At 62.5% G+C, this 13852-nt stretch carries 12 protein-coding genes; 5 read left to right on the top strand and 7 right to left on the bottom strand.

Annotated elements, in window-relative coordinates:
- Window positions 1-631 precede the first annotated feature (631 nt).
- Entirely contained in the window at window positions 632-1687 is a 1056-nt protein-coding gene (locus AADH44_RS07665) for a zinc-dependent alcohol dehydrogenase family protein (protein ID WP_341954950.1), read from the top strand.
- A 580-nt stretch (window positions 1688-2267) separates the two neighbouring features.
- On the opposite strand, the gene AADH44_RS07660 is transcribed toward AADH44_RS07665, so the two are convergent.
- The 4 genes from AADH44_RS07660 to AADH44_RS07645 all read right to left on the bottom strand — a co-directional run bounded on the left by AADH44_RS07660 (window position 2268) and on the right by AADH44_RS07645 (window position 8190).
- Complete coding sequence (locus AADH44_RS07660; RefSeq protein WP_341954948.1) at window positions 2268-3242, bottom strand: NAD-dependent epimerase/dehydratase family protein; 975 nt, start codon at window positions 3240-3242, stop codon at window positions 2268-2270.
- A complete protein-coding gene (locus tag AADH44_RS07655; protein WP_341952140.1) occupies window positions 3239-5950 on the bottom strand; it encodes an alpha/beta fold hydrolase in 2712 nt (903 codons plus the stop codon). The genes AADH44_RS07660 and AADH44_RS07655 overlap by 4 nt, the downstream gene beginning before the upstream one ends.
- Window positions 5951-5972: 22 nt before the next feature.
- On the bottom strand, window positions 5973-6995 hold the full coding sequence (locus AADH44_RS07650) for a 3-oxoacyl-ACP synthase III (protein ID WP_341952139.1): 1023 nt from the start codon (window positions 6993-6995) through the stop codon (window positions 5973-5975).
- Window positions 6996-7152: 157 nt separating this feature from the next.
- Entirely contained in the window at window positions 7153-8190 is a 1038-nt protein-coding gene (locus tag AADH44_RS07645; RefSeq protein ID WP_341952138.1) for a DUF368 domain-containing protein, read from the bottom strand.
- 90 nt (window positions 8191-8280) lie between these two features.
- Here AADH44_RS07645 and AADH44_RS07640 point away from each other — a divergent pair, with 90 nt between their 5' ends.
- Window positions 8281-9729, top strand: a complete 1449-nt coding sequence (locus AADH44_RS07640; protein ID WP_341952137.1) for a threonine/serine exporter family protein — start codon at window positions 8281-8283, stop codon at window positions 9727-9729.
- Window positions 9730-9810: 81 nt separating this feature from the next.
- Here AADH44_RS07640 and AADH44_RS07635 read toward each other — a convergent pair whose 3' ends face one another.
- Window positions 9811-10557, bottom strand: coding sequence for an ABC transporter permease (locus tag AADH44_RS07635; protein ID WP_341952136.1), 747 nt, complete (start codon window positions 10555-10557; stop codon window positions 9811-9813).
- An 86-nt stretch (window positions 10558-10643) separates the two neighbouring features.
- Window positions 10644-10958, bottom strand: a complete 315-nt coding sequence (locus AADH44_RS07630) for a DUF898 family protein (RefSeq protein ID WP_341952135.1) — start codon at window positions 10956-10958, stop codon at window positions 10644-10646.
- Between the two features lie 269 nt (window positions 10959-11227).
- Here AADH44_RS07630 and AADH44_RS07625 point away from each other — a divergent pair, with 269 nt between their 5' ends.
- Window positions 11228-11683, top strand: coding sequence for an isocitrate lyase/phosphoenolpyruvate mutase family protein (locus AADH44_RS07625; RefSeq protein WP_341952134.1), 456 nt, complete (start codon window positions 11228-11230; stop codon window positions 11681-11683).
- 117 nt (window positions 11684-11800) lie between these two features.
- On the opposite strand, the gene AADH44_RS07620 is transcribed toward AADH44_RS07625, so the two are convergent.
- Entirely contained in the window at window positions 11801-12541 is a 741-nt protein-coding gene (locus tag AADH44_RS07620; protein WP_341952133.1) for a hypothetical protein, read from the bottom strand.
- Between the two features lie 218 nt (window positions 12542-12759).
- Between AADH44_RS07620 and AADH44_RS07615 the strand changes: the two genes are divergently transcribed.
- Window positions 12760-13242 (top strand): hypothetical protein, encoded by a 483-nt coding sequence (locus tag AADH44_RS07615; RefSeq protein ID WP_341952132.1) that lies wholly within the window; start codon window positions 12760-12762, stop codon window positions 13240-13242.
- Window positions 13243-13587: 345 nt separating this feature from the next.
- Window positions 13588-13851, top strand: a complete 264-nt coding sequence (locus AADH44_RS07610) for a hypothetical protein (protein ID WP_341952131.1) — start codon at window positions 13588-13590, stop codon at window positions 13849-13851.
- The last annotated feature ends 1 nt before the right edge of the window (window position 13852 follow it).

Below are 13852 nucleotides of genomic sequence, written 5' to 3'. Positions count from 1 at the left end.
GGCAGGAAGTCGTAAACAACATCCCACACACGCAGCACACCGCCCGGGCGAAGTAGCCGACGAAACCGATCGGATTACCGGCGTGCACATAACTCAGGAAGCCAGCTCGAACAAGATCAACGTTGGCGAGTCCACGGTCGGTCACCTTCCGCTGGAGGTGCCGCAGTATCGGCGGCGACACGTCCACCGCGATCACTCGAGCGCAGACATGCGCAGCTTCAAGCGTGAACTGGCCCGTACCCGTACCCGCACCGAACTCTGCGATGACCGAACTGCTCATCAAGCCGTAAGCGATGAGCACCTCGACCTCCGCCGCCGCATGCGCATCTATTTTGGCGTCGTAGCGCGCAACACGGTCATCGTCGAGATTCTCCCGACCAGCAAGGTCCATCTCTTCAGGAAACCAAGCCGGGATCGGAGTCACCCCATCGTCATGCCATCCGAGCACCTGCCACCACAGGACATCCTGGGGTTTAGCGGCTCCCCGCAGCAGGCCAGTGTCACGAGCCTGAGCGACCACGGACCTCTCGCGACCACAACTCAGCCAGTAGCTAAGAACGAGTCCGCGTTACCATGGAAGAAGGGTATCTTCGAAATTTCGAGGATGCGTCACACTCAGGAGAGGAAGATCATGAAGGCACTCGTCTATCAGGGCCCGGGGCTCAAGGAGTGGAAAGAGGTTCCAGAGCCCACTATTATCACTGCGACCGACGTCATCGTGAAGATCGACACAACCACCATTTGTGGCACCGATCTGCACATTCTCAAGGGGGATGTTCCGGCCGTCGAGGTGGGGCGCATCCTCGGACACGAGGGAGTCGGCACCATCACCGAGGTCGGCAGTGCCGTTTCGAGCCTCAAAGTGGGCGACCAGGTGATCATCTCCTGTGTCTCGGCCTGTGGGCATTGCGACTTCTGCAAGAAGGGGGTCTACTCGCACTGCCTCGCCGACGAGGGCGCATCCGGCATCGGCTGGATCTTCGGACACCTCATCGACGGAACCCAGGCAGAGTTCGTGCGGGTGCCGTTCGCCGAAACCTCGCTGTATCTGCTGCCGCCCGGGGTGACCCCGCAGCAGGGAACCGTGCTCTCGGACATCCTTCCGACGGGCCACGAGATCGGCATCCAGTACGGCCACGTCAAGGCCGGCGACGTCGTCGCGGTTGTCGGGGTCGGCCCCGTCGGCCTCGCAGCCATCGCAACCGCCGGACTTTACGGCCCTTCCCGCGTTATCGCCATCGACTTAGACGCCAACCGCGTCGAGCAGGCCAGAAAATTCGGCGCGACCGACACCATCGTTTCCAGCGACGCGGACTGGAAGGAGCAGGTGATCGCACTCACGGACGGGCTCGGAGTCGACGTCGCAATTGAGGCAGTCGGAATACCGCAGACCTTCGCGATGTGCCTCGACATCGTTCGACCCGCCGGACATGTCGCCAATATGGGGGTGCACGGCAAGAGCGTCGATCTCCCGCTGCAGGACCTCTGGATCTCGAACATTAACATCAGCATGGGCCTGGTCAACACGAACACCCTCGGAATCCTGCTCAAGCTCGTTGCGCAGAAGAAAATCGTGGCCGAGAACTTCATCAGCCACACCTTCGCGCTCGAGGACATCCTTGAGGCCTACGACGTGTTCGGGCGGGCTGCGGAGACGAAGGCGCTCAAGGTCATCATTAACGCCTGAGCCGGGCGACGGAATACCAAAGTGCTTGAGCCTAGCGGGAATTTACGCAGCTAGGATGACGTCGGTTGTGGCTTCTTCAGTTGGGCGGTCATGGTTTCAAGGGGTCGCAACCACACTTTTCGATTGAGGTGTTTTTGATGGCGTCTAGGGTAGTTATGAGGGATCCCGAAAGCATGTTCTGAGAACGAGTTGGGGAGGGATGTCGGCAGTGGTCGCCCGCAGCTGGACTGTGGCCGTAATCGAGGCGGATCCGACGGTCGATCCGGTGCCACTGAGGTTGGATACCAGCACTGCCTTGCGAGTGCGTCGCGATATCTCGAAGCCGCGCTCGTGAGTGGGCACCGCGATGAGTGTGAGGGTCGTTGCACAGCTCGCCAGCGTGTCGACCTCCAACGCGTACCGCCTCAACACTCCGAGCATGGCCGCCTCGGCAGCCGGTGTATGGGCCAGGCGAGAATGACCGCCGCGGCCTTGGCTGCTGGCGCGGGATGACCGGAGCCAGCAATCACCACCACCGCTGGTGAAGGATTCATTAGTGGTAGGCCGCTGCGAGTGTCACTGTTCGCGCATCAGATCCGAGTCATGGTTGTGCCCAGTAGCTTGCCCCGAGTCGGCGTAGCCCCTCGTCGAGGCTCACCGCGGGCGACCAATCCAACGCTAGGCGTATGTCACGTTGATCGAACCAGTGCGCCGTGGAGAGCTGCTCGGCAAGAAAGCGCGTCATGGGAGGCTCGTCGGCCCCAGGACGCACGGCCCATATCCGCTCGATCACCGTGCCCACGGTGCGCCCGAGTGCGGCGGGGATGCTCCATCGCGGAGGCCGCACACCGGCAGCGAGGCAGATGGCCGCCAGTATGTCGCCGACCGGGCGCGGCTCACCATTTGTCAGAACGTAGGCTTTGCCGTGCGCGACGTCGGCGCGGTGCAGCGCTGCGACGATTCCGGATGCTGCGTTGTCGATGTAGGTCGTATCGATGAGTGCGGTGCCACCATTGAGCAGGGGGAGACGTCCGCGGCGAGCTCGGTCGACGATTCGGCCAACGAGCTGGGTGTCACCCGGACCCCAGACGATGTGTGGACGGATGGCGATGACGCGCATCGCGGCGGAATCGCGGGCGAGCGCAAGCAACTCCGCCTGCGCCTTGGTACGCGCATATTCGCCGCGTGCCTGCTCAGGCGATGCCGGTTCGGCGCCGACCCCTGCCAGCGCGGAGCCGGCGTGTGCGACCGACGGCGACGATACATGCACCAGGCGGGATACGCCCGCAGTCTCGGCTGCGGAGAGCACTGACCGCGTCCCTTCCACGTTGACAGTGTGGAAATCACGCGCGTCGCCGGCGAGTGACACCTTCGCCGCGAGGTGGATGACGCCCTCCACGCCATCAATCGCGCGCGCGATGTGATCCGGATCGGTGATCGAGCCGAGGATGTCGGTGGCGCCATCCACTCCGGACGGTCGTCGTTGCAGAGTGCGCACCTCATGCCCGGCGACGATCAGCTCGGCGGCGACGGCACCACCGAGGAAACCGGAAGCTCCGGTGACGAGCACGATCACGGTGCGGTCGGCTTCCCGCCGGCGAGGAGACGCTCGGCCCATTCGGATAACCGTGATCGGTCGATCTTGGAGTTGTGGCGGATGTCGGTCGGAAGCTCGGGCACGGCGAGCACGGCGACGAGCGGCAGCGTTGTGCTCGCCCGCACGGCCGTCGTTAGCTCCGGACTTGCGAGCCCGGGTCGGCTGGTCGGCGGGATCGTTTCGACGATCGCGACGGCCTGCCGCAGCCGGTGCGGGCCGACGCCGACGACGGCGGCACGGCGCACGGCCGAGACACCCTCCACCTCCTGCTCCGCACCGACAGGCGCGATCGGACCCGTCGCCGTCACAATGACGTGTGGCAGTCGGCCTTCGACCCATAAGCGGCCGAGGTGGTCGAGGTGGCCGACGTCGCCGGTGCGATGCCAGCGCGCTTGCGTCGCATCCCTTGTGTCGCTTGCAGCCGCTGCATCCGTGTCGATCTCGGTCTCACGAACAGCGGCACGATCGGTGAGCCACAACCGGTCGTAGTGGTCTTTCAGGTGTGGCGACGAGACGATGATCTCGCCGAGAACGCCGGGCTCAGAACTCGGGGCACCGGTCGCGGAACCCTCCGCATCGAGCGCGCTGATGCGCAGAAGGTTCGAGCCGATCGGCATTCCCACGCAAACGCCCGTATTGGCGTCACCGGCGGCGGAGCGAATCCCGTCGAGCGTGATGTCAGTCACGAGGAGGCATTCGGTCATGCCGTAGGGCGAGTGCGGGGTCGCGTTGGGCATGATCGTGGCGGCGGATGCGAGCAGTTCCGCACCGATGGGTGCACCGGTGGAGAGGAAAGTGCGCACGCGCTCGAGCTCGGTGCGGTCGTGTGGCGTGAGATCGCCCGCGGTTGCGACGACGTTGAGAATTGCGGCGGGTGAGAGGAACACCATGCTGGCTCCGGATGCCTCCACCGCGGCCGCGACAGCATGGGCAGTGAGAGTGCGGGGAGAGGAAACATCCATCTCGGGTGTCACTGATCGCGTGCCGAGCGCAGGACCCAGCAGTGCGAAGGGCGCGAACCCTGTTACGAGTCCGGTGTCGGCGGTCACTTCGAAGTGACTCGCGAGTACGTCGCGGAGGGCGGAGAGTTGACCGTGCCGGTACACGACACCCTTGGCAGGACCGGTCGACCCCGAGGTGAAGAGGATGGCGGCCTCATCCTCTGACCGTGGTGGCGTCGGGACGAGCGTGCCAGCGCCGATCGCGATGAGGTCTTTGAGGCTGCAGGAGACCCCGAGAGCTGCGGCGGAGACCTTCGGTAGTCGTGCGGTGGAGATGCGCACTCCGGGCCAGCCCAGCGTGCGCGCGGCGATGAGGCCGGGCGCTTCACCGATGACGAAGTCGGGCCACGATCCGCGCACCGCACGGGTGAGCCCCTTAACTCCCAAGCCGGCATCCGCGACGACGATGACAGCGCCGATTCGCAGGCAGGCATAGACCACGGCGGTCAGGGTCGGCCCGGGCGGGATCAGCAAGGAAACCCGCTGACCTTTTCGTACGCCAATGTGGGAGAGGCCGGCGGCGATCTGGCTCACTCGGTCGGCGAGTTGTCGCCAGCTCACCTGTTGGGGGCCGCTTCGTCCCCGCGTCGACATGTCGATGACGGCGGTTGCGGTGTCATCGCGGCGCTCGTCGAGCCGGTGCCAGAGCGGCCGGAAGGGCGGATCTTCCGGCTCTGAGGAGGCCTTCACGCCCGATGTGCGTGGCAAGGTCGAGGCAGAAGTCGAAAGGTGATCGACGTTGTCACCGAGCCATGCCAGCACCGCATCGGCATAGGGGGCGTCCTCGGCAACGAGGTGTCCTGCGCCTTCGAACCGGTGCACATCGGCTTGGGGAAGCCGGTCGATGAGGTCGTCGAGGTAACGGTCGCCGAAGATCGGATCGCGCGGACCCCACAACATAAGCGCTGGAAGGTCGAGCTGGGCAACACCCGTGGCGATGCGCTCGAGTTCGCTGAAGCTTTCGTGGTTTGCGTCGACGGGAATGTCGGCAACGAAGCCGCCGATTCCTTGGCGACGGGACGCTGTGCGGTAGGGCGCGCGGTAAGCATCCTTGACTGCCGCGTCGAGCGGGGCCGATGTGAGCGCCAGCGTTGTCTCGAGGAACGCGGTGGTGCGAACGGTGGATGCTGCAAGCATCCCTCGAGCTCTGGCCAGCCGCAGCGGTGCGGGGATCGGCTTGCCCGTCTCATGATGCACGGCCGTGTTCAACAGCATGACTCCGGCGAGCTGCGACGGGTGATCGACAGCCCAGCCGAGCGACACGACGCCGCCCCAGTCGTGACCGAGCGAGATAACGGGACCAGTAAGGGGGAGTGCGTCGGTGAACGCCGCGAGGTCGGCGACGCGCTGCGCGAGTGGACGATGCATAGCGGTGCGCGCCGAGTAGCCCATATCGAGCTGGTCAACTGCGACGATACGCCAGGCTGGCGACCCGGATTCGGCGGCCTGCACCGATTGCGCAATCAGCTTTCGCCAGTGGTACGACCACGTCGGGTTGCCGTGGACGGCAAGGATCGTGCCCAAGATGGGTACGCCGAGGCGATCCAGTTCGTCGCCTGTGTCGAGGTAGTGCCATTCGCGGAGCAGACCCTCATCCGCACCGCCACCGGGAACAGCGGTGATGCGACTGAAGCGCTGATCGAGTCCGGGCAGGTCGAGCGGGGGACGAGAGGCCCGTCCCGTCACGACACGACCACTCTCATGATCGTCACCACGCGAGTTCCATCATCGCGGTGTTGAGACCGGAGCCCACGCCCATGAGCAGAACCCGGTCGCCCTTGTTGAGCGTCTCCTGTGCTTCGACGAGGGTGATCGGAATCGATGCGGGCCCGACATTGCCGAATTGGGGGTACGTCGTCGGCACGCGCCGGCGGTCTAGTTTCGCCGCCTTGATGATGGCGTTCGTGTGCACGGACGAGACCTGGTGGGTGACATACATATCCATCGACGACCAATCCCATTCCGTGGATGCCTCTTTCCACGCCGAGACGACGAGATCGAGGCCACCCTTCAAGAGTGCCTTCGCGTCGGTGAACATGCCGTCGACGCTGCCGACGCAGAGGTCATGGAACTGTGTCGCAGCCCGGCTGACCCCACCGAGGATCGGATGCCCGGTGGGATGTTCGTCGGTGCGCCCAAGGACTGCAGCGGCCGACCCGGAGCCGAGCGTGAGCGACGCGAATTCACTCATGAACCCGTCACGATCGGAGTCCTGCTTCAGCAATCGGTCAATCGTATTGACCTGCAGCTCGTCGGCGTCTTCGCCATTGACGACGATCGCGTACCTGATTTGGCCCGATTCGATCATGCTCGCCGCAAGGTTCATGCCACTCACGAAGCCGAGACACGCATTCGCGACATCGAAGTTGACGGCAGAACTGGGCAGGCCGAGCCCATGATGCAAGCGCACGGCTACGGATGGCTCCAAGTGCTTTCGGCTGACGGAGGTGTTAATGAGAAGCCCCACCTCGGACGAATCGACTCCCGCCTCAGCCAAGGCGCGTTGTCCTGCCGACACGGTGGCGTCATCGGATGATTCCCCGGGACCCCAATTGCGACGTTCCAGCACACCAGCTACCCGCTGAAGGAGCCCAGTGGGCAGATCAAGACGCGAGAATGCCGCCGCGAGGCGCGTTTCGATGTCGGCTGACGTCGTCACCCGGCTGGGTAATGTACTCGCCACAGAAAGCAGTGAAACGTTATCGAAGCGGGTGTTGGCATTTCCGGCCACGGAACCTCCGTCGAGAGAGCCAGACTGGCTCGTTAATCAAGAGACTTAGTTTACGCCAGTCCGCGCGGCCCCGTCGACGGAGGCCGGCGGCCGCCGCGATGCGGGGTATTTCGCTAATTCGGAGTAAACCCGGCAGACGCTCGGCACGCGTCAGGATTTACTCCCGGGAATCGATCGAACCCGCATCTGACGGCGCAGAACCGTCAGATGCGGAAACACCAGACGCAGGCGCGTCAGGCGCAGGCTCAGGGTCGTGCGGGTCTGGGTCGGCAACAATCTCGGGGGAAAGCATCCGTCGCTTCATTAGGGCAGCCTCTGCGACCATAATGCCCAGCACGACGCCGGCGCCCACGATAACGAGCAAAAGCACAAGCCCTAGGTCGTCGTCAGGCGACAGTATTGCGCCCGACTCGGTCTGCCAAGGCCACAACGCGCGAAGTGAGCCGAGCATGAGACCCGTCATGATGACGAGGGTGATGCGGCGGCGGTTCTTCAGCAGCCATTGCAGCGCCGAGACGAAGAGACCCAAGCCGACGATAGCGCCGAGGATGAAGGTGCCGAGGTATGCGAAGTTGCGGTCGTTGACGGCCGCGAGGGTCGGTGCGTACATGCCGACGATCAGTAAGACGTACGACCCCGAAACTCCGGGCAGCACGAGCGCGCAGATCGCGAAGGCTGCCGCGACCGCCACAAGGAGCAGCGTCGGTTCGGCCTCGCCTGCGCGCGGCAAGCCAGTGAGAGCAAAAGTAAGGGCGGCCGCAAGGAGCCCGACCAGTATTTCTCGCAGCGTCCACCGGCCGCCCACCATGCGCGCTGGCACGATGAGCGAGGCGGCAATGAGGCCTGCGGAGACTGCGCGGGTGCCCGTCGGGTATTCCTCGAGCAGTGGAGCGAGCACAGCAGCTCCCACGACGATCGCCAGAAGCATGCCGATGCCGATGGGTAATACGACGTTCCAGCGCACCGAACGAAAGTGGGCGGCTGCGCGTGAGAGCCCGCGGCCCCGGATGCCGTCGCCGATTGTGAGGGCGACTCCGCGCGCGAGGTGCCCGGCACCATCGATCAGTGTGTCGTAGACGCCGACTAGTAGTGCGATAGTGCCGCCACTGACTCCGGGCACAATCTCGGCGAAGCCGATAAGTGTGCCGCGGAAGGCGTCAGCGACGCTGCGTATGACGGGGTGCAGTCGGGTCATTACGTACTCATTTTCATGTCGTTGTCTTGTCATGCGTGCCGTCGTGGGTAGTAGTTTAGACGGCCGCCCTCGTGCCCGTAACCTATAGGGGTGAGTAAAGGCATCAACTACCGTGTACGGGCTTTGGGACAACGGATGGGTCGATCCCTCATCACTATGGCTGGGGGAGCCCTGCGTTCAACCAATGCTCCCACTCAGCTCCTGTCAATCCCGGGAAGTGAGCAGCAGCTATCCCAGCGACACGCGCGCTCGGTCATCGATCTGTGCTTGCGGGCCGGCGAAGCCATGCTGGCTACAGGAGCATCCGCAGCGGATGTTGTTGCCACAGTGCTTCGCATCAGTACGGCATATGGCGTCAGCGGAATGCACGTCGACATCACCTTCACCTCGCTCACCGTCTCGGTGCATCGGGGGATGAACGAAGACCCCATGTCAATCATGCGTATCGTGAAAGTGCGCACCATCGACTACACGCGGCTCCAGAATGTGTACTGGCTCATCGACAAAATCACGGGCCCGGATGGTCCCGGAGATGTCGATGAGACACGCGAGCAGCTTGGCGTAATTCTGACAACGCCCCACCCGTACCGCCGCTGGGTGGTGACCGCGGGCAAAGCTATTCTCGCGGCAGGTGTCGTGGTGATCTTCGGCGCGAGCTTTGTGCTGGTGCTCGTCGCGGCAGCATCCGCGGCCATTTCCGACATCATGACTCGTCGCCTAGAGCGCTGGTCGGTTCCCGCGTTCTTTGCTCAGATGGCTGCCGCAGCGGTGACCACTGCGATCGCTGTTTTCATGTTCTGGCTTCGCTCAGTCGGCATCGAGATCCCCGGATCGAATAGTCCGACCGTCATTGTGATCTCCGGCATCATCATGCTTCTTTCCGGTGTCGGGCTCACCGCCGCAGCCAGTGACGCGATCGGCGGCTACTACGTCACGGCAACTGCCCGCGGATTGGAGGTCATCATGATGACCCTCGGGCTTGCGGTCGGCATCTCGATCGTGCTGAGCATTTCCCTGCGCCTCGGAATCCCGGTAGCAGTGGGCGACTCTCTCGGTGAAAGCCGAAGCCTTATTTCTGGGATGGTCGGGTCGGCGATCATCGCCGTCGGCTTCGCCCTCGCCTCCTACGTGCGGCTGCGTCTGCTACCGATCATGGCAATCGGGGCAAGCCTCGTGTTCGCCGTGTACTGGGTAGTGCTGCCATCGGCGGACTCGCCAGGGCTAGCCCCCGCTATTGCCGGCACGGCTGCCGGCGTCATCAGCTACCTTCTTTACCGCTGGCTGAAAGTGCCAGAAGGCGCCACAAACATGGTCGGCATCATCGCCCTCCTCCCCGGACTCGCACTGTATCGAGGCATCTACGCCCTCATGGATTCCGAATTCGGCGTCAACGAAGCTCTGCCCGCAATGGTTATGGCACTAGCAACCGGCTTAGGCCTCGCTGCCGGAACAACCATCGGAGGATTCGTTGCACGACGCACCTTCGGGTTCGACCGCTCAGCAATGCTCGCGCTGAAGCGCTCACGGACGCCGCGGTAGCAGCGCGCGCGTCAGCACCGCGGAGTCCGAACTTCGGCGCTAGTGGCGAATGGCTGCGGCGCGACAAGCAACGCACCCGCCTCACTGCTCGGTTGGCCGTACTGAGATTGCGCTCGTGATCCTGACCAGAATCACGGCGGTGAGCACCCCCGCAGCGAGGATACAAGCCAGCACGACGATCTGGAATCGTCCAGCCTCCAGTGGCGAGGCACCGCCGAAGATGGCCCCTACGAAGGCGCCAGGCAGCACGACGATACCTGTCGTTTTTGTTTGATCGATTGACGGGAGTAGTGCCGTGTAGATTGCCGATCGGCCCAGCTCACGAGTGGACTGGCGCGGCGTGGCGCCGAGAGCCAACCACCCTTCGACCTCATCCCAATGATCCCGAACCGAGGTGGTGAAGACCCGCTGAATGAGGATTGCGATGGTCATCGTGTTGCCGATCACGATTCCGCCGATAGCGAGGACGTAGCGCGGAGAGAACTCGACAGCGCCAGTGGCGAAAACGATCGCCATGACTGTGATCGGCCCCACCACCATCGCCACCGCGAGCGCTTTGCCATTGCGAAGTCCACCCGTACTGCGCCGCGTTGCGGTAATGACAGCCGCGACGAACATGACGGTGAGCCCGATCCCGACCCAGAGCGGGTCTTGAAGAATTCCCGTCAGGATGAGACTCAGCGCTGCCAGTTGCAGCACTGCCCGGCCCAGCGCCAGAAGTGCTGAGCGCGGCTGACGGACTCGGGCAGCACTGAGGCCTATGGTCGCGATCGCGGCAAGTAGCACAAGTGCTACACCGGTCGCGATCCACGGGTTCGCATCGATCATGACTCGACCTTAGGTCAGAACAGCAGCCACCCGAGGGCGCTGCGGACTGCCACGTGGGTGCGAACTCTCTCAAGTAGGAACCCCGTCTAGACGACGAAGCTGGTGTGCTCCCACTTCCATTTAGTGATTCGGGGTGCTACCCAGAAGCCGTAGATGCCGATCGTGATTATGGTGAGAAAGAACCACTTGATCCAGAGGCCGAAAAGGCCGAGCCCGGTTCCCGTAAATACCATCTGCTTGCCCTCGATAAAGGAATGCTTGGCTCGCCAACGCTCCGTGAGCACCAAGCTGAATGGATAGCAGATTCCTAGCGTAAATATTGTGATGAGGGCGCCAAGGATTGCGGTGCCGAAATAGGAACCAGCACCTCCATCGAATGTGAAGCTTCCCGTACGTGCCATGTGAAATCCCTAATGTGATCATCGTGCTTATCTGAGTGCTTCCCGAACGTAACATCGAGAATCCCGGGGGGCCGTTACGAAATGGCCCCAGTGCGAGGTGGCACGGTTCAAGACCGGCGGCAAGAAAGAGGGTGCTCGTTATCCCAGAGTGTCGTTCCTTGCGCTACGTTCCGCAATCGCGCCTAGTTTTAGGGGTATTTGCCCGTGTACGGCACGGGAGTACGCTGGGCGGCATCCACACATTCGGTTAGCGCGGGATGGGAACGACGATGGCGACTTTTCGGGATCTGCACTACGGCGATGCGCCCCTCTTGCTGCCGAATGCGTGGGATGTTGGTTCAGCCTTGGCCTTCGCGACCGCGGGCTTGCCTGCTATCGGAACCACCAGCTTTGGCGTTGCGGGCAGTGCGGGTATTCCCGATGGTGGCGGTGCTACTAAGGCGGCAACCGTTGCGTTGCTCGCGCAGCTGTGTCGACTGCCGGTGCACGTCACGGCGGACATTGAGGATGGTCGCCTTATTGATTCAACGGCTTTCGCTGCGAAGGTGATGGCCGTCAAGCGACGCAGCCCCAACGTGTTCGTCAACGCTCGGATCGACAACCTCTGGCTCGCTGCCCTATCGAGCAGCAGTGGATGCGGCCGTCAACAGCGTCACCGCCCTGCGCGACGGCACACAGGTGCCGGGCGCGACCCCGTACTGGGAGATGCAGGCTCGTCTCGTTGACTTCAGTCAAGCAAGGTGCAGCGACTTTCCGGCGGATGTCCCGCCAACGAGGGGGTGATTCCGCATGGGGAAACATTGCCGGTGGGAGCTTCTTTCGGAACGCCGGGGTCGCCGTCTCTAGCGAACAGGTACTCCGGTATCCGCATCCGGCGTTTTTTCGGCGTTCCCTGCAGTGGGCTCCTCCTTGCGAAGAAAGAAAGCGCCGAGTGATCCGGCGAGGGTGGCGAAAACCGCCACCGAGTACACAGCAAGTAGTACTTGCACGATCTTCGAGAACGTATCCGTTGGGGTGAGTCCGGTGCCGGTGATGGTGGCCATGGCCGCCTCGAACAGCGCATCGGCGTAGCTTTCGTGTGAGCCTGTGACGTACAGCAGTTGGCTGGATGCGAGAATGACAACTGCCGTCACGGCAATCAGCACACCGATACGGTTCGTGAGAAGTCGCCCCGCAGACCTTGAGCCCCGCACGCCAGCGGAGACTATGCCTCCGAAACGGGCAAACCGGGCCACGCGAACCAGACGAAGTGACTGCAATGCGCGGAAAAACCGTAGGAAGGGAACAAGGAGGAAAACGATCTGCCACCAATTCTTCTTCCAAAATTCGCGGCCGAAGTCGGCGATGTAGGCGCGCAGAAGGAACTCCCCGACGAAGATTGCCCAAAAAATCCACCCGAGGATTGAGAGGACAAGCGCCAAGCTGGGCTCGGTGGTCAGAACCTGACCGAGCACCACAAAGAGGAAGATGACGCCCAGCAAACCCATCGGTGTATCAAGTCGCCGTGCGAGGAGCTCAGCAGTCCCCAGCTTCTGGGTTGCGTTGGCCTGACGTTTAGTGGTGGGTGTCGGAGGCTCAGTCATTTGTCGCGTCTCTCGGATGCTTGACAACGCTCACGATATGTCGCGTCGCGCTAGACCACATCCGGTTTTCCTTCCCACGCGTCCCAACTCGGTTAACGAAGCTGCGCTCCAAGCAAAACTTCACCCCCATCGTATCGCTGAGGTTTCACGCGACCATCTAGCGCTCACCCAAGAACACCGCGGATGGCAGGCGGAGGTGACTCCGATAGGTTGGAAGTATGCAACGCACGAGCCTCACACTCCGCCTTGTGGTCCCGGCAATCTGGTTGGGATTGATCATCGGTATTTCCTTTTTGGAGACCCCGCTGAAATTTCAGGCACCGGGGATCACGCTCGAATTGGGGCTCGGCATCGGTCGCCTGGTGTTCTTTGCGATGAATACGACTGCGCTGGTGCTGCTCGCCATTCTGACGGCGGCGATGATCCGTCCGTGGGCGTCGAGACTGCAGTGGGGGCTCCTGAGCGGGCTGTGGGTGGTGCTGTTGACCCAGGTGCTGGTCATTCGCCCACCGCTTAATGCGCGAACGGATGCCCTACTTGCCGGGCAGGAGACTGCAGGCTCGCTCTGGCACTACTTCTATATCGCGGCCGACGGAACCTCGTTCGTGCTGCTGATCATTTTTGTTGTTGTGACGGCCCGCCAGCTGATTCCTGTGACGGTGCCGAAGCGTGAGCGAATTACTGAAACCCGAATTGAGTAGCTCTTTCCACAACACCATGAGGCCGGCTCTCGGTCAGGGATAGCTCCAAAAGCCGGGGTCGATACCAATCGACTTGAGCCAGGTCCGTTCCCCGCTTCTTGCCATGGTTTCGATGTTAGCTTCGATCAGGGTTGTTGCTCATTTCGCCCTCCCACTCCATCATCGTAGGGACGTATGACATCAGCGGGGTGTGGACGATCCGTGCCGAAGGCCCGCTGAGAATCCCCTACATCTCTCGAAAGTTGCTACCGCGAAGAGACGGCCTCAGATATCGTTGCCATACAGTGGGCGGACTCAAAGATGATGGCTGCCGGATTCCTGAAAGCAAGCGAAAAGGAAGCAATCATGTCTGACGTTGAGAACCCCACGGCCGCTTCGAATGCAGCTGGCCCCGACGCACACAACATCAAGGACTGGACCGATCTCGGTAAGGAGATGTGGTCATATCTCACCGGCAAGAGTGCTGTTATCAACTACAGCTTCATCGACATGATGGTCGAAGTTCCTCGTGATGTTGGCCCGGATGCCCCTCGCGCCACGTGGAAGTTGAACGGAACCCTGAAAATCACCACCAGCGAGGGTTCCGGCACCGAGCCGCTCGCCCCGTAGC

It is taken from the genome of Salinibacterium sp. TMP30 (genome assembly GCF_038397785.1).
Lineage (GTDB): Bacteria > Actinomycetota > Actinomycetes > Actinomycetales > Microbacteriaceae > Rhodoglobus.
The sequence above is the reverse complement of the archived record's forward strand: the minus strand, read 5'-3'. Positions and strand labels throughout refer to the sequence as shown.

Bases quoted from the DNA above. Each gene is read 5' to 3' on its own strand.
- AADH44_RS07665 (WP_341954950.1), top strand. From the start codon at position 632: ATGAAGGCACTCGTCTATCAGGGCCCGGGGCTCAAGGAGTGGAAAGAG.
- AADH44_RS07645 (WP_341952138.1), bottom strand. From the start codon at position 8,190: ATGACCCGACTGCACCCCGTCATACGCAGCGTCGCTGACGCCTTCCGC.
- AADH44_RS07635 (WP_341952136.1), bottom strand. From the start codon at position 10,557: ATGATCGATGCGAACCCGTGGATCGCGACCGGTGTAGCACTTGTGCTA.
- AADH44_RS07630 (WP_341952135.1), bottom strand. From the start codon at position 10,958: ATGGCACGTACGGGAAGCTTCACATTCGATGGAGGTGCTGGTTCCTAT.
- AADH44_RS07625 (WP_341952134.1), top strand. From the start codon at position 11,228: ATGGCGACTTTTCGGGATCTGCACTACGGCGATGCGCCCCTCTTGCTG.
- AADH44_RS07620 (WP_341952133.1), bottom strand. From the start codon at position 12,541: ATGACTGAGCCTCCGACACCCACCACTAAACGTCAGGCCAACGCAACC.
- AADH44_RS07615 (WP_341952132.1), top strand. From the start codon at position 12,760: ATGCAACGCACGAGCCTCACACTCCGCCTTGTGGTCCCGGCAATCTGG.
- AADH44_RS07610 (WP_341952131.1), top strand. From the start codon at position 13,588: ATGTCTGACGTTGAGAACCCCACGGCCGCTTCGAATGCAGCTGGCCCC.